Below are 13,475 nucleotides of genomic sequence, written 5' to 3' on the forward strand. Positions count from 1 at the left end.
AGACAGTCGGCACGCTGCACTCCTCCGCCGGGGCTGACCGCCCGGCCCGTTCCGTCGTAGCGGAATCGGACGCCGGAACGGTCCGGCACAGGAGGAGAAGATCCATGAATGTCATGACCAGGCCCGAGGCGGGCCAGACCGCCTCGCCCTTCAAGACCCGCTACGACAATTTCATCGGCGGCCGGTTCGTCGCGCCGAGCAAGGGACGCTACTTCGAGAACGTCACGCCGGTCACCGGGCAGGTGATCTGCGAGGTCGCGCGCTCGGATGCCGACGACATCGAGATGGCGCTCGACGCCGCCCATGCCGCGAAGGACGCCTGGGGCCGCACGGCGCCGGCCGAACGCGCGCAGGCGCTGCTCAGGATCGCCGACGCGATGGAACGGAACGCCGAGCTGCTCGCCGCCTGCGAGACATGGGACAACGGCAAGCCGATCCGCGAGACCACGGCCGCCGACATTCCGCTGGCGATCGACCATTTCCGCTATTTCGCCTCCGCCGTGCGCGTGCAGGAGGGCACGATGGGCGAGCTCGACGACGACACCGTCGCCTACCACTTCCACGAGCCGCTCGGCGTGGTCGGCCAGATCATCCCGTGGAACTTCCCGCTGCTGATGGCGGCATGGAAGCTGGCGCCCGCGCTCGCCGCCGGCAACTGCGTGGTCCTCAAGCCCGCCGAGCAGACGCCGGCCACGATCATGGTCTTCGCCGAGCTGATCGCCGACATACTGCCCGCCGGCGTGCTCAACATCGTCAACGGCTTCGGGCTGGAGGCCGGCAAGCCGCTGGCCTCGTCGCCGCGCATCGCCAAGGTGGCGTTCACCGGCGAGACCTCGACCGGCCGGCTGATCATGCAGTACGCCGCCGAGAACATCATCCCGGTGACGCTGGAGCTGGGCGGCAAGTCGCCGAACATCTTCTTCCGCGACGTGATGGCCGAGGACGACGCCTTCCTCGACAAGGCCATCGAGGGCTTCGTCATGTTCGCGCTCAACCAGGGCGAGGTCTGCACCTGCCCGTCGCGAGCGCTGATCCACGAGGACATCTACGACGCCTTCATGGAACGCGCCATCGCGCGCACCGAGGCGATCGTGCAGGGCGACCCGCGCGCCATGGAGACGATGATCGGGGCCCAGGCCAGTTCCGAGCAGAAGGAGAAGATCCTCTCCTATTTCGACATCGGGCGGCAGGAAGGCGCGGAGGTGCTGACCGGCGGCGAGGCGGCCGATCTCGGCGGCGAGCTGTCCGGCGGCTACTACATCAAGCCGACCATCCTGAAGGGGCACAACCGGATGCGGGTCTTCCAGGAGGAGATCTTCGGGCCGGTGGTGTCGGTGACGACCTTCCGGGACGAGAACGAGGCGCTGGAGATCGCCAACGACACGCTCTACGGCCTCGGCGCCGGCGTGTGGTCGCGCGACCAGAACACCTGCTACCGCTTCGGCCGCCACATCCAGGCGGGCCGCGTCTGGGTCAACAACTACCATGCCTATCCGGCGCATTCGGCCTTCGGCGGCTACAAGCAGTCGGGCATCGGGCGCGAGACCCACAAGATGATGCTCGATCACTACCAGCAGACCAAGAACATGCTGGTCAGCTACAACCCGAACCGGCTCGGCTTCTTCTGACCGCGTCCTCCCGGGACAGGAGGGGCCCCCGGCACGGGGGCCCCGGCCCGCGACAGCAAGGAGTCCGACCGTGACAGGCAAGCCCAACAGGGTCGAGGCGACCGCCGAAGCGCGCGACCTGATCGCCGAAATCCGGCGCGACCATCCCGACATCATCGTCCACCAGTCCGGCGGCTGCTGCGACGGCTCCTCGCCCATGTGCTTTCCCGCGGCGGATTTCCGCGTCGGCGGCAATGACGTGAAGCTGGGCGAGATCGACGGCGTGCCCGTCTACATCTCCGGCCCGCAATTCGAGGCGTGGAAACACACCCGGCTGATCCTCGACGTGGTGCCGGGGCGCGGCGGCATGTTCTCGCTCGACAACGGCCGCGAAAAGCGATTTCTCGCCCGCGCGCGGGTGTTCACGGCGGAGGAGCTGGCCGAACTCGAAGCCGGCTGACGGCCCGGCGGCGGCATCCCGCAAATCGTGCAGCGTAATCTCGCCGCGCAGGTAGAGGACACGGCGCAAGTGACAGGGCCGGGGCGGCAACGCCCCGGCCCTCTTTCTGACTGAAGTTCGCTTCAAACATTCTAGGAAAGATTTGGAAGGCGCCGAGCGTTCCGGTCTCTATAGATTCACCGAGTACCTCAAGCAGCTAGCGGTTCGCGTGGGCACGACTTTCGAGGAATCTAAGTTTCCGCCGCTATCTTAGGCGGGTAACGAAAAGGCGCGATTCAAAGAATTAGTCAGGTTCGGTATCCTTATCATCCATTGGCAAGCCTTTGGCTGCCCTAACCAACAATGGATGGCCGCGAACAATGGAGGCCGATGGCGACGGTGGAACCTCGTCAAGATTTTTGTTCTGCCTATTCCCTACGAGATTGGCATTGCGCAAACTTGCACCCTCACCAACGCTTAGAAAATCGCCGTCTCCGTGTATGCGATTATCGATCATATGAAGGCCATCAACGTTGCCGCCTGGAGCAATCCTAACAAAAGAAGTTCTTGCGGACGGTACGCTTTGTTCCGGTCTTCTTTTCACGTTTGACATGATTATCAAAACAAGAAATATAATCGCCCCAAGCGCAGTTGCGCTAAGGCCTAGCCAGAATATCCACTCTCCAGATGCAGGATATAACTCTGGTCCATAGGTCATTGCAGCCCCTCCGCCCGTCGCCACAAGGGTCGCTGCAAGGGCAACAACGATCTCACTGGTTCTCATGCGCGAAATATATCATACCCGCATATGTTAGCAAAAATTGCACCGAAACTATTGCGTTAAACCAGCACGATACTTGTTGAAACGCGTCTTTTCTCGTTGCATTATTCAGGCCCCTCCCCCGCCATTTCCGCGAAAAGTTATCCACCTGGCCACGACCTCCTCTACCCTTCTCCGTGGGACTACGGAGAGGGTCATGGCGTTCGACTGGAAACGGGCGGTGGAAAGGAACCTGGACGATCTTCTGCGGATCGTCGCGCGGCTGTTCCTCTTGGCGGGGATCAGGACGGGCCGGTCCCTCGTCTTCCTGCCGCGCGCCTTGCGAAGCCGGGTTCTTTCGATCCTACGCCCCGCCGAGTTCGCCGCCCGGCGACTGATCGTCATGGCCGCCTGCAAGCTGGAACGGGACGTGACGCTTTCACCGGAACGACCCGACCAGCGACGCGGTCCGGATGGCGGCGACCCTTCGGCGCGGCAGACCGGACACGGGACGGAGGAGGAGCACGAACCCGCCGACGCCGAACTGCTCGACCTCTACCGCGACCGCCCGTCCTTCCAGCTCTTCGACCCGTGGAAGCGCTACGCGCCCTTCCTGTTCGACGTGACCGGGCTGGAAGGCCCGTTTGGCCACGTATTCGTGGAATACGACGAGGACGGCGGCGACTGGCCCGGCCCGGATCGCGACCCCGACGAGCTGGTGGACGCCCGCGGACTATCGCGCCGCATCCGCGCGCTGGCCCTTGCGCTGGACGATCTCGACGGACAGGCCGCCCGCCTTGCCCGCTGGAAGGCCCGTTTCAACCGCGCCATCGGGCGCATGCAACTGGCGGACGCGGGCAAAATCGACGGCGTGACGCCGGATACCGTGCGGAGACCGACGCCGTGGCGCTTCCGCCCCTTCCGCCCCGGTCTGCCGCCGGGCTGGCGAAGGCGGCCGCGAACGGAAATCGAGGAGGTGCTGAAGGAATGCCACATGCTGGCGCTGGACGCATGGAACACGTCGTGAGCGCGGCGGCCGGCGGCATCGGCGCCTTCGTCGCGGCCGGGCCCGAAAGAAATGTGCATCGCGTACTAGACGACCGGTCTATTAGTGACTAGTTGAGGCCCATGACCGCGACGAAGAAATCCGAAATCACCCGCCGGCGCATCCTCGATACCGGCCGCGAACTCGTGCTGAAGCGCGGCTTCGGCGGCGTCGGGCTGAAGGCGTTGCTGGAGACCAGCGGCGTGCCCAAGGGCTCGTTCTACTACTATTTCGATTCCAAGGAGGCCTTCGGCTGTGCCCTGCTGCGGGACTATGTCGATGGCTATCTCGAGCGCGTCGATGCCATCTTCGCCGGGCCGGGCAGCGCCGGCGAGAGGCTGATGGCATTCTGGTCGGCCTGGCTCGGCGGCGATGCCGCCGGCTCGATCGCGGACCGCTGCCTCGTCGTCAAGCTCGCGTCGGAAGTCTCCGACCTGTCGGAGGAGATGCGCCGCATCCTCGACGGCGGCGTGGACGAGCTCGCCGGCCGCATTGCGACGCTGCTGCGCGAAGGCGCGGCCGACGGCTCGCTGCGCCCGCGGGACGATCCGGAAACCGCGGCGCGGCTACTCTACGCCCAGTGGCTCGGCGCGGCGATCCTGGCGAAGCTTTCGAAAGACAGGGCGCCGCTTGCCGCGTCGCTCGAAGACACGCGCCGCAGGCTCGTTGCCTGACGGCATTTCCCCTTCACCGCATTTGCATTTCAAGGAGCATTCCATGCGCAGCATCATTCACGAAACCTTCGGCGATCCGGCAACGGTCCTGAAACCCGGCGAGAGCCCGGACCCGGTTGCCGGCAAGGGCGAGGTGCTGGTCCGCACCATCCTGTCGCCGATCCACAATCACGACCTGTGGACCGTGCGCGGCAGCTATGGCTACAAGCCCGAACTCCCGGCCATCGGCGGCTCGGAGGCGGTCGGCATCGTCGAATCCGTCGGCGACGGGGTCGATGCGGGCCTGGTCGGCAAGCGCGTCGCCGCCGCCGGCATCCGCGGCAGCTGGGCGGAGAAATTCACCGTGCCCGTCGGCGCGGCGGTGCCGCTGCCGGACGCGATTTCCGACGAGCTCGGCGCGCAGCTGATCGCCATGCCGTTCAGCGCCATCTCGCTGCTGGAGTTCCTGGAGGTCGAAAAGGGCGACCGGGTCATCCAGACCGCCGCCAACGGCGCGGTCGGCAAGATCCTTGCCGTGCTGGCGAAGTCGCGCGGCATAGAGACGCTCAACCTCGTGCGCCGCGATGAGGCGGTGGGCGAACTGGAAGCGCTCGGCATGGAGAACGTGATCTCCACCGCCTCGGACGGCTGGAAGGAGCGGGCGAAGGCGATCCTCGGCGAGAACGGCGCGCGCGCGGCGGTGGACTCGGTCGGCGGCGCAATCGCGTCCGACCTCGCCGACCTGCTCGGCAATGACGGGCTGCTCGTCACCTTCGGCACGGCCACAGGCGCGCCGCTGGAACTCAATTCCGGGACGCTGATCTTCAAGCATCTCACGGTGAAGGGCTTCTGGGGCGCCAGGGTCAGCGCCGAGATGGCGCCGCAGGACAGGGCGCGGCTGGTCGGCGAACTGGTGGGCCTCGCCGCAAGCGGCAAGCTCGATCTCGCGACCGGCGGCATCTACGGCTTCGACGACGCGGCCGCCGCCATGAAGGCGGCGCAGACGCCCGGCCGCAAGGGAAAGATCCTGCTGCGGCCGTGAGCGGCCCCGCCGCCCGGCGATGCGACGGTCACGGCGTCTCCGGCTTGTCGCCCATCAGGTAACGCGGTCCGGCTCCCCTGCCGGCCGCGCGGTCCTGCGGGTTGTAGAGCGTGCAGTCGGAAAGCGACAGGCAGCCGCAGCCGATGCACTTGTCGAGCCGCTTGCGCAGCTCGGTCAGCGTCTCGATCTTGCGGTCGAGCTCGGTGCGGAAGGTTTCGCCGATCCGCGTCCAGTCGGCCTTGGTCGGGGTGCGACCGTCCGGCAGCTGAGCCAGCACCTCGCGGATCTGCGGCAGGGTGAAACCGAACTGCTGGGCGATCAGGATGAAGGAGAGACGGCGGATGTCGGAACGCAGGAAGCGGCGCTGGCCGCCGGCATTGCGCTCCGAGGCGATCAGCCCCTGCTCCTCGTAGTAGCGGATCGCGGAGACGGCGATGCCGGTGCGCTGCGCGAGTTCGCCGATCGGCAGCCGGTCTGTGGCTTTCAGGACCATGAAGACTCTCCGGAAAAATTCCCTTGACCTCAAGTTAGCTTGAGGTCGTAGGGAGCGCAAATCCCAACCTTGCGATGGAGAAAATCATGGCAGTTGCCGCCCTCGAACACGTCAACATCACCGTCACCGACCCGGAACGAACCGCCAGGCGCCTGTGCGAGCTGTTCGACTGGAAGATCCGCTGGAAGGGCCGGGCCAAGTATGACGGTTTCACTGTCCATGTCGGCTCCGACGATTCCTACCTGGCGATCTACAGCAAGGGCACGCCGTCCGACCCGGCGGCGGAGAGCTATTTCACGCGCGGCGGGCTAAACCATATCGGCGTCACCGTGGACGATCTCGACACGGTCGAGGCCAAGGTGGAGGCGATGGGCTACACGCCGCACAGCCATGCCGACTACGAGCCCGGCCGCCGCTTCTACTTCCACAACGAGGACGGCATCGAGTTCGAGGTGGTGAGCTACGCCTAGACTAGGCCGTCGAGATCGAGACGGCCGCGCGGGCGCCAGCCCAGGGCCTTCAGCCGTCCGCAGTCCATGGCGTTGAAACCGGCGGCGTCGGCGCGGTCGGGAAGCGGCCGGTCGCAGCCGGTCGCCCGCGCATGGTCCGCCAGCAGGTCGCGACGGTCGAGCAGGATGTCGGAGACGTTGAAGACGAGTTCTCGCGAGGCCGCCCGGATCGTCTCCGCATCCGTTTCGAGCACCAGCCGGACAGCCTCGGCCATGTCCCCGCCGTGGACCTCGGTGCCGACGCGCGATGCGATCGGTTTGCCGGATTCGAAATCGGCGAACAGCCCGGCCCACTTGTGCGCCCGGCCCGGCCCCGCAGGGCCGTAGATTCCGGTGACGCGCAGCGAGACGGGCAGGAAATCCTCGCCCGCCATCGCGGCGATGCCGCGCTCGACCTCCAGCTTCACCTCGCCGTAGAGCGTGTCGGGATGCGGTTCCGTGTCCTCGGAAAGCATCGCGCCGGGGGCCTGCCTGCCGTAGACGGCCCTGCTGGACAGGAATGCGGCGCGCCTCACCCCGGCCCGCTTCGCCGCCGCGAACAGCGCCAGCGATCCGTCTACATTGAGCCGGCGAAAGGTATCCGGGTCGTCGCCCTCGCCGCCGCGGTATTTCCCGGGCGTATGGTGAAAGGCGGCGTGGACGAATCCCTCCGTACCGGCGAACAGGGCGGGCGCCGCGGTCTCCGGGTCCAGGTCGCCGCGAACGAAATCCACCCGCCTGGAAAAGAATCCGTCGCCGGGCGCGGTCCGGCCCATGACCGTCACGCCATGGCCCGCGGCGAGCAGGGATTCGACGATGAAACGCCCGGCATAGCCGGTGCCGCCGGTGACGAGGATGTTCATTCGGGAACCGCCGGGTTGGGCAGGCTGTCGATGTCCGGGATGTTCTCGCCGCTGCGGAATGCCTGCCAGAGATCGATCAGCGGCTGCAGCTGCGCCCGCTTCGGGTGGTCTGCCTGCCAGGGCTTCTCGTACTGGTAGTGAACGACACGGACCGACTTCCAGTCCCACAGCCCGGGCAGGTTGAACCAGACATATTGCAGCATGTTGTCGAAGACCGGCAGGCCGTGCCATTCCGGAAAGAAGTCCTGCAGGAAGGTCTGGTCCGTGCGCCGCCAGAAGACGCCCGGCCTGTCGAGACGCTCCATCATCGCCGCGAAGGTCTTGCGCGAAGGCTTGGCGGTGAAGACGCCGGAATTGAGCCGGTGGAAATCGGCAAGGCTCTCGTAGACATTCGGCGCGGCGGAGAATTCCGGGTAGTCGAACAGCCGGTCGATGTTGCGGATCACGATGGCGTCGGCGTCGATGAAGACGACGTTCCCGTATTCCTCCAGCTCCCAGAGCCGCAGCTTGGCGAAATTGTCGAGAGGGGTATGGAAGGCCGGCTTGTTGCCCTTGGTGAAGGGCGCGTCAGCATGCAGCCGGTCGCGCTGGTGCCGGGCGTTGAATTCCGGAGAGGTATCCAGCAGCCCAGCCTCGACGCAGCGGGCGCCAAGCGCCTTGAGGGGGGCAAGCGCCGCGGATTCGACCGCGCCGGTATGCATGACGACGATGTCGGCCGTCGTGCCCGTCAGCCTGAGCGATCGGACCAGCGCGATGGCGGCATCGGCATAGTCGCGGTTGGTGACGAGGGTGACATAGGCATTGGCGGTCATGGTATTGCTGCTGGCCTCGATTTGGACTTGCCGGCCGCGGGGGCGGCCGCACGGGAGACGTTTCAGTGCATGTGATCGACAATATCAAGACCGTACACGACGGCTGGGGCCGGTTTCACCTCGTCACCTTGAGAAGCCCGGACGGCTCGGAACATTTGCGCCAGGTGGAGGATCACGGCGAGGCGGCCTGCGTGCTGCCCTACGATCCGGTGCGCCACGTCGTCACGCTGGTGCGCCAGCCGCGCGTCGGCCCGCTGTTCGCGGGCGACGGCGGGGTGTTGCTCGAGGCGCCGGCCGGACTCACCGACGGCGAGGCCCCGCTGGAAGCCGCGCGGCGCGAGGCGATGGAAGAGACGGGGCTCAGGCTTTCGGACCTGGATTCGGTCGGCGCGTTCTGGACGATGCCCGGCTGCGCGACGGAGCGTGTGCACCTCTTCCTTGCCGCCTATGGCGAGGCCGACCGCGTCGGCGCCGGCGGCGGGGTGCCGCAGGAGGGCGAGGAGATCGAGGTTGTCGAGATGCCGGTCGCCGTGGCTGCCCGCCAGGTCGCCAGTGGCGGGATTTGCGACATGAAGACGGTGCTTCTGCTGCAGGCGCTGCAAATTCGCCACCCGGCGTTGTTCTGAGCGCCTGCGCGCCGGCGTCAGCCGACGCTCTTCAGGCGCTTGCCTTCCGGATCGCGCTCGACGGTCTTGGCGATGTCCTTCGTCCAGGCGGAAACCGCGGGGACGCGGCTGCGGTCGACGCGGTAGGCGTATTTGCGCGCCACCTCGACCACCTCTTCCAGCAGGCCTTCCTGCAACGTGGTCGGGTTAAGGCCCAGCTGGAGGAACTGGTCGTTCTTCACGATCAGGTCGTTTTCGGCAGCTTCCTTGCGCGGGTTGGGGAGGTAGGCGACCCTGGCGCCGGTCATTTTCGAGATCATCTCGGCCAGGTCGCGGACCCGGTGGGTCTCGGTCATCTGGTTGAAGATCTTGACCTTCTCACCGGCTTCCGGCGGGTTGTTCAGCGCGATCTCGATGCAGCGAACGGAATCCTGGATGTGAATGAAGGCGCGGGTCTGGCCGCCGGTGCCGTGCACCGTGAGCGGGTAATCGATGGCCGCCTGGATCAGGAAGCGGTTGAGAACCGTTCCGTAGTCGCCGTCATAGTCGAAGCGGTTGATCAGCTGCTCGTGCCTGCGCGTCTGCTCGGTGTGGGTACCCCAGACGATGCCCTGGTGCAGGTCGGTGATGCGCAGTCCGTCATTCTTGGCGTAGAACTGGAACAGCAACTGATCGAGGCACTTGGTCATGTGGTAGATCGAACCCGGATTGGCCGGGTACAGGATCTCCTGGACCGCAGTGTCGCCGTCCAGGGTCTCGATGCCCACCGGCAGGTAGCCTTCCGGGATCGCGGCGCCGACGGTCGAGTAGCCGTAGACCCCCATCGTGCCGAGATGGACGAGGTGCGCGTGGACGCCGGTTTCGACCATGGCGTTCAGCACGTTGTGGGTGGCGTTGACGTTGTTGTTGACCGTGTAGTTCTTGTGACGATCCGACTTCATCGAGTACGGCGCGGCGCGCTGCTCGGCGAAGTGGATGATGGCGTCCGGCTGATGCTCGGCCAGCCATTGCTTGAAGACCTCGTAATCCTTCGCAAGATCGATCAGGTGGAAGTGAATGCGCCGCCCGGTCTCCGCGTGCCAGACGCGGGTGCGCTCCTGGATCGAATCCATCGGCGTCAGCGACTGGACGCCGAGTTCGGTGTCGATCCAGCGACGCGACAGGTTGTCGATGATGTGAACCTCGTGGCCCTTGTCGCTCAGGTGAAGCGAAGTCGGCCAACCGACGAAACCATCACCACCGAGAACTGCGATTTTCATGCGGGTCTTCCTGATTCCTGGGGATATGGCAGCCTGATAGAAGCGTTTTGTGACAGAAATGAAATGCTGCCGCCACATTTTCACATTGTGCGCGGTTTTTCCACCCGCCGACCAATCCCCCCTCACCCGAAAGTTACTTTGCGTTGATGGGGCCTGTCCCTAGTTTGACGCTGGCAAACCCGGGCGAAACCGATGCATTTCAAACCCTTTTTCTTCATGGCGGTGCTTGCTGCCGGCTCCATCACAGGCACCGCTTTGCGCGCCGACAGCGGCAATCCGGCGCAGGTCAACCTGCTCGGCGTGGTCGAACTGTTCACCAGCCAGGGATGCAATTCCTGTCCGCCCGCAGATGCCGCGCTGGAGAAGCTCGCCAAGCGCGGCGACGTCGTGGCGCTGGGATATCATGTCGATTACTGGGATTATCTCGGCTGGGCGGACACGCTTGGTTCGAAGGCGAACACAGAGCGACAATATGCCTATGCCCGCGGCCTCGGCCAACGCGGCGTATATACGCCACAGGCGGTCCTGAACGGCCGCACGCATACCAATGGCGGCCATCTGGATGAAATCGTCGCCACTCTCGAAAGCGAGGTCGCGGCGGGTCGCGGTCTTTCCGTCAGCCTGACGCTGAACGATCTTGGCGACCGCATGCGTGTGAAGGTCGAGGGCGGCTCGCTTGCCGCGACGGAAAAGGTGCACTTGGTGCTGATCTATTTCAGGGAACGTTCCGATGTAGCGATCGCGCGCGGGGAGAATGCCGGAAGGAGCATGTCATACGTCAATGCCGTCCTGGATTATCAAACGATCGGAATGTGGGAAGGAACACCGATGACCGTGGACATTCCGCATTCGGAACTCATGGCCAAGAATGCCGATGGCTGCGCCGTGCTTCTGCAGAAGGTCTCCGAAGGGGGCCATCCGGGGGAAATCATTGGCGCAGCCATCCTTCCCCGCCAAACCAGCTAGATCGCGCTCGCGCACGATCATTTCGTTCCGGTCGCAAGGTGCGGATCGGCACGGTTCGGTATCGGGGGGCTGGGGGGCTAGAGGTTTCCGACAGCCGCACCGCACCGATCCTCGAATGGCTGAGCCAAGCGCCGTGAGCCGGCCACCATTCCACCCTGCTTATTGCGCTCCCCAGAAATTGTGGCGGAACACAATCGGCAACAAGGGAAGGTTCTTCTTGAAACGAGGCCCGGATGTGTCTCAACTTGGGCAAAAACGTGACGCAAGGTCACTGATCGGAACACAGTGTTCCAAATCGTGAGCGCAAACATTCCTGGTTCAGGGACATGCAGCATTCGTGAGATAGAGCTTTTTCATGTCCCGGCCTTGAATTTGGGGAAGAAAAAAGGACAATCCTTCCACAAGCGTAACTGGAGCATGAATGTCCGAGGACGATTCGCACAAGCAATCCCGCCGGGAGCCGGGTGATGGCACGGGCCGGTCCGACACGGTCGTATCGCTTCCCTCGCGCGGGCACTCCTTCGAAATGGTACGGTTCGACCGTCGCGAGCTCGATCAGATCCTGCGCATCTACAGCCTGATGGTCGGGGCCGGAGAGTGGCGCGACTATGCCATCGACCACCTGAAGGACAGGGCGGTATTCTCGGTATTCCGCCGGTCGTCGGAAATTCCGTTATACCGGATCGAGAAGAATCCCAAACTGGCGCGGCGCCAAGGGGCATACAGCGTCATAGCGGCGTCCGGCATGGTGCTGAAGCGCGGTCACGAACTATCGAACGTGCTGAAGGTGTTCGACAAGCCGTTGCGCATTGTCGCCTCGAACTGATTAGCAGCCCGTCTTTTCGTTCGGCGCATAAAGCGTGCCGGGAAAAGCGTTTTCGTCGGGCAGTGTCGCATCGCCGCCGTTCAGGGCCTTCTGCATCAGAACGGTATCGAGCCACCGGCCGAACTTGAAACCTGATCCCTTGAATATCCCGATCATTTCGAATCCGAGGCCTTCGTGCAGGCGGATCGACGCCTTGTGATCCGCCCCGCCGATGACCGCGATCACCTGGCGAAAGCCCTTGCTCTCGCAGCGGCCGAGCAATTCCGCCATCAGCGCCCTGCCTATGCCTCTGCCCTGCATTGCGGGATCGACATAGACCGAATTCTCCACCGACCAGCGGTAGGCGGGGCGAGTGCGGAAAGCATTGGCATAGGCGTAGCCGGCGATGGAGCCTTCGTCTCCCTGGGCCACGATATAGGGGTAGCCCGGATCCAGCACGGCCCGCATTCTCCGCTGCATCTCTGCCTCGTCCGGCGGATCGAGTTCGAAGCTTGCCGTGCCGTGCAGGACAGCGTGTCGGTAGATGGCCGTGATTTGGGGAATGTCGGCGGGTATAGCGGTGCGAATCGTGAATTTGGACATGCGTAAGACCTGAAATCGAAACGATGCCAATGAAGCGTCTTTGTTCGTGCCGCACAAACGAAAAAGGCGACCCGAAGGTCGCCTTCCGCGAAAAATACCTGGTTCCCGCCTACTCGCGATTGCCGAGGAAGTGCAGCAGGAACATGAACAGGTTGATGAAGTCGAGATAGAGGTTCAGCGCCCCCATGATGGCCTTGCGGCCAGCCACGGCGCTGCCGTCACCCGCGTAATACATCTCCTTGATCTTCTGCGTGTCGTAGGCGGTCAGGCCGGCGAATACGAGCACGCCGATCACCGAAATCGCGAACTGCAGCGCAGACGAACCCAGGAACAGGTTCACGATGGAGGCGATGATGAGGCCGATCAGGCCCATGAACAGGAACGAGCCCATCCCGGTCAGGTCGCGCTTGGTCGTGTAGCCCCACAGCGACAGCGAGCCGAAGGCGGTCGCGGAAATGAAGAAGGTCTGCACGATGCTGGCCGACGTGTAGACGAGGAAAATCGATGACAACGAAATTCCCATCAGGGCCGCGAAAATCCAGAAGGTCGTCTGAGCGCTCGAAACGCTCATGTTCTGAATTCGGGCTCCGAGAAAGAATACCATGCCGAGCGGAGCAAGCATGACCACCCAGCGCAGCGGCGAGCCGTAAAGTGCGGTGCCGACGCTGGTCAGCATCTTGCCATTGCCGAGCTGTGCGACAGCGGCCGACGGATCGGTCGTGGTCGCGACCATCATCGTCGCAAGGGCCGCGAGGCCTGTGATCGCAAGGCCGGCGGCCATCAGGTTGTAAACGCGGATCATGTAGGCGCGCAGGCCTGCATCGATGCTCGCGTCATATGTACGGGCCTGGGCGGCGCGTGCATTCATGTTTCGAAGGTCAGCCATTTGTACCTCTGTTTGCTCACAAATCCCGTCGGGTGTCCGGTCGTGTTGGCAACCGACCGAGGCGCCGCTGGCGGGACTCCAGCATGCCTGCGCACAATATGATGTTCCAATACGGCGCAGACAAGGCCAAACGTCACCAAAAAGTCGTG

The 13,475-nt window shown here is 64.3% G+C and carries 16 protein-coding genes; 9 read left to right on the forward strand and 7 right to left on the reverse strand.

Translation table 11 applies throughout. The annotated features are described in order from the left end of the window. Positions 1 to 113 precede the first annotated feature (113 nt). Positions 114 to 1,628, forward strand: a complete 1,515-nt coding sequence (gene adh / locus HTY61_RS16330; protein WP_197945439.1) for an aldehyde dehydrogenase — start codon at positions 114 to 116, stop codon at positions 1,626 to 1,628. 70 nt (positions 1,629 to 1,698) lie between these two features. Continuing rightward, positions 1,699 to 2,067, forward strand: a complete 369-nt coding sequence (locus HTY61_RS16335) for a DUF779 domain-containing protein (RefSeq protein ID WP_175277797.1) — start codon at positions 1,699 to 1,701, stop codon at positions 2,065 to 2,067. 283 nt (positions 2,068 to 2,350) lie between these two features. On the opposite strand, the gene HTY61_RS16340 is transcribed toward HTY61_RS16335, so the two are convergent. Next, on the reverse strand, positions 2,351 to 2,764 hold the full coding sequence (locus HTY61_RS16340) for a hypothetical protein (protein ID WP_175277798.1): 414 nt from the start codon (positions 2,762 to 2,764) through the stop codon (positions 2,351 to 2,353). A 259-nt stretch (positions 2,765 to 3,023) separates the two neighbouring features. Between HTY61_RS16340 and HTY61_RS16345 the strand changes: the two genes are divergently transcribed. From HTY61_RS16345 to HTY61_RS16355, 3 genes are all read left to right on the forward strand, one after another. Further along, the gene (locus HTY61_RS16345) at positions 3,024 to 3,833 is read left to right on the forward strand and encodes a hypothetical protein (protein ID WP_175277799.1); all 810 of its coding nucleotides are present in this window, start codon (positions 3,024 to 3,026) and stop codon (positions 3,831 to 3,833) included. Between the two features lie 101 nt (positions 3,834 to 3,934). Continuing rightward, positions 3,935 to 4,525 carry a TetR/AcrR family transcriptional regulator gene (locus HTY61_RS16350; protein ID WP_175277800.1) on the forward strand — a complete coding sequence of 197 codons (591 nt, stop codon included), beginning with the start codon at positions 3,935 to 3,937 and terminating at the stop codon, positions 4,523 to 4,525. 43 nt (positions 4,526 to 4,568) lie between these two features. Next, the gene (locus HTY61_RS16355) at positions 4,569 to 5,546 is read left to right on the forward strand and encodes a zinc-binding dehydrogenase (RefSeq protein ID WP_175277801.1); all 978 of its coding nucleotides are present in this window, start codon (positions 4,569 to 4,571) and stop codon (positions 5,544 to 5,546) included. A 28-nt stretch (positions 5,547 to 5,574) separates the two neighbouring features. Here the strand turns inward: HTY61_RS16355 and soxR are convergent, their stop codons facing one another. Next, positions 5,575 to 6,039 (reverse strand): redox-sensitive transcriptional activator SoxR, encoded by a 465-nt coding sequence (gene soxR, locus HTY61_RS16360; RefSeq protein ID WP_175277802.1) that lies wholly within the window; start codon positions 6,037 to 6,039, stop codon positions 5,575 to 5,577. Between the two features lie 86 nt (positions 6,040 to 6,125). On the opposite strand from soxR, the gene HTY61_RS16365 reads away from it, so the two are divergent. Continuing rightward, complete coding sequence (locus HTY61_RS16365) at positions 6,126 to 6,509, forward strand: VOC family protein (RefSeq protein WP_175277803.1); 384 nt, start codon at positions 6,126 to 6,128, stop codon at positions 6,507 to 6,509. On the opposite strand, the gene HTY61_RS16370 is transcribed toward HTY61_RS16365, so the two are convergent. Together HTY61_RS16370 and HTY61_RS16375 are read right to left on the reverse strand one after the other, a co-directional pair. Then, positions 6,506 to 7,390 carry an NAD-dependent epimerase/dehydratase family protein gene (locus HTY61_RS16370; protein WP_175277804.1) on the reverse strand — a complete coding sequence of 295 codons (885 nt, stop codon included), beginning with the start codon at positions 7,388 to 7,390 and terminating at the stop codon, positions 6,506 to 6,508. The two genes, HTY61_RS16365 and HTY61_RS16370, sit on opposite strands and share 4 nt — an antisense overlap. Beyond that, positions 7,387 to 8,202 (reverse strand): glycosyltransferase, encoded by an 816-nt coding sequence (locus tag HTY61_RS16375; RefSeq protein ID WP_175277805.1) that lies wholly within the window; start codon positions 8,200 to 8,202, stop codon positions 7,387 to 7,389. The genes HTY61_RS16370 and HTY61_RS16375 overlap by 4 nt, the downstream gene beginning before the upstream one ends. Positions 8,203 to 8,267: 65 nt before the next feature. Here HTY61_RS16375 and HTY61_RS16380 point away from each other — a divergent pair, with 65 nt between their 5' ends. Further along, positions 8,268 to 8,828: an NUDIX domain-containing protein gene (locus tag HTY61_RS16380; RefSeq protein ID WP_175277806.1), complete on the forward strand. Its 561-nt coding sequence runs from the start codon at positions 8,268 to 8,270 to the stop codon at positions 8,826 to 8,828. Positions 8,829 to 8,845: 17 nt separating this feature from the next. Here the strand turns inward: HTY61_RS16380 and HTY61_RS16385 are convergent, their stop codons facing one another. Continuing rightward, entirely contained in the window at positions 8,846 to 10,066 is a 1,221-nt protein-coding gene (locus tag HTY61_RS16385; RefSeq protein WP_175277807.1) for an NAD-dependent epimerase/dehydratase family protein, read from the reverse strand. Positions 10,067 to 10,258: 192 nt separating this feature from the next. On the opposite strand from HTY61_RS16385, the gene HTY61_RS16390 reads away from it, so the two are divergent. Both HTY61_RS16390 and HTY61_RS16395 read left to right on the forward strand, forming a co-directional pair. Next, on the forward strand, positions 10,259 to 11,032 hold the full coding sequence (locus HTY61_RS16390; protein ID WP_175277808.1) for a DUF1223 domain-containing protein: 774 nt from the start codon (positions 10,259 to 10,261) through the stop codon (positions 11,030 to 11,032). 526 nt (positions 11,033 to 11,558) lie between these two features. Beyond that, positions 11,559 to 11,858, forward strand: coding sequence for a DUF2794 domain-containing protein (locus HTY61_RS16395; RefSeq protein WP_246273069.1), 300 nt, complete (start codon positions 11,559 to 11,561; stop codon positions 11,856 to 11,858). On the opposite strand, the gene HTY61_RS16400 is transcribed toward HTY61_RS16395, so the two are convergent. Next, a complete protein-coding gene (locus HTY61_RS16400; RefSeq protein WP_175277810.1) occupies positions 11,859 to 12,440 on the reverse strand; it encodes a GNAT family N-acetyltransferase in 582 nt (193 codons plus the stop codon). A gap of 109 nt (positions 12,441 to 12,549) precedes the next feature. Continuing rightward, positions 12,550 to 13,326: a Bax inhibitor-1/YccA family protein gene (locus HTY61_RS16405; RefSeq protein ID WP_175277811.1), complete on the reverse strand. Its 777-nt coding sequence runs from the start codon at positions 13,324 to 13,326 to the stop codon at positions 12,550 to 12,552. Between the last annotated feature and the right edge of the window lie 149 nt (positions 13,327 to 13,475).

It is taken from the genome of Oricola thermophila, assembly GCF_013358405.1.
GTDB lineage: Bacteria > Pseudomonadota > Alphaproteobacteria > Rhizobiales > Rhizobiaceae > Oricola > Oricola thermophila.

What these genes read in the sequence shown, in the direction of transcription:
- adh (WP_197945439.1), top strand. Translation starts at nt 114, where the DNA reads ATGACCAGGCCCGAGGCGGGCCAGACCGCCTCGCCCTTCAAGACCCGC.
- HTY61_RS16340 (WP_175277798.1), bottom strand. Translation starts at nt 2,764, where the DNA reads ATGACCTATGGACCAGAGTTATATCCTGCATCTGGAGAGTGGATATTC.
- HTY61_RS16345 (WP_175277799.1), top strand. Translation starts at nt 3,024, where the DNA reads ATGGCGTTCGACTGGAAACGGGCGGTGGAAAGGAACCTGGACGATCTT.
- HTY61_RS16350 (WP_175277800.1), top strand. Translation starts at nt 3,935, where the DNA reads ATGACCGCGACGAAGAAATCCGAAATCACCCGCCGGCGCATCCTCGAT.
- HTY61_RS16355 (WP_175277801.1), top strand. Translation starts at nt 4,569, where the DNA reads ATGCGCAGCATCATTCACGAAACCTTCGGCGATCCGGCAACGGTCCTG.
- soxR (WP_175277802.1), bottom strand. Translation starts at nt 6,039, where the DNA reads ATGGTCCTGAAAGCCACAGACCGGCTGCCGATCGGCGAACTCGCGCAG.
- HTY61_RS16365 (WP_175277803.1), top strand. Translation starts at nt 6,126, where the DNA reads ATGGCAGTTGCCGCCCTCGAACACGTCAACATCACCGTCACCGACCCG.
- HTY61_RS16370 (WP_175277804.1), bottom strand. Translation starts at nt 7,390, where the DNA reads ATGAACATCCTCGTCACCGGCGGCACCGGCTATGCCGGGCGTTTCATC.
- HTY61_RS16375 (WP_175277805.1), bottom strand. Translation starts at nt 8,202, where the DNA reads ATGACCGCCAATGCCTATGTCACCCTCGTCACCAACCGCGACTATGCC.
- HTY61_RS16385 (WP_175277807.1), bottom strand. Translation starts at nt 10,066, where the DNA reads ATGAAAATCGCAGTTCTCGGTGGTGATGGTTTCGTCGGTTGGCCGACT.
- HTY61_RS16390 (WP_175277808.1), top strand. Translation starts at nt 10,259, where the DNA reads ATGCATTTCAAACCCTTTTTCTTCATGGCGGTGCTTGCTGCCGGCTCC.
- HTY61_RS16395 (WP_246273069.1), top strand. Translation starts at nt 11,559, where the DNA reads ATGGTACGGTTCGACCGTCGCGAGCTCGATCAGATCCTGCGCATCTAC.
- HTY61_RS16400 (WP_175277810.1), bottom strand. Translation starts at nt 12,440, where the DNA reads ATGTCCAAATTCACGATTCGCACCGCTATACCCGCCGACATTCCCCAA.
- HTY61_RS16405 (WP_175277811.1), bottom strand. Translation starts at nt 13,326, where the DNA reads ATGGCTGACCTTCGAAACATGAATGCACGCGCCGCCCAGGCCCGTACA.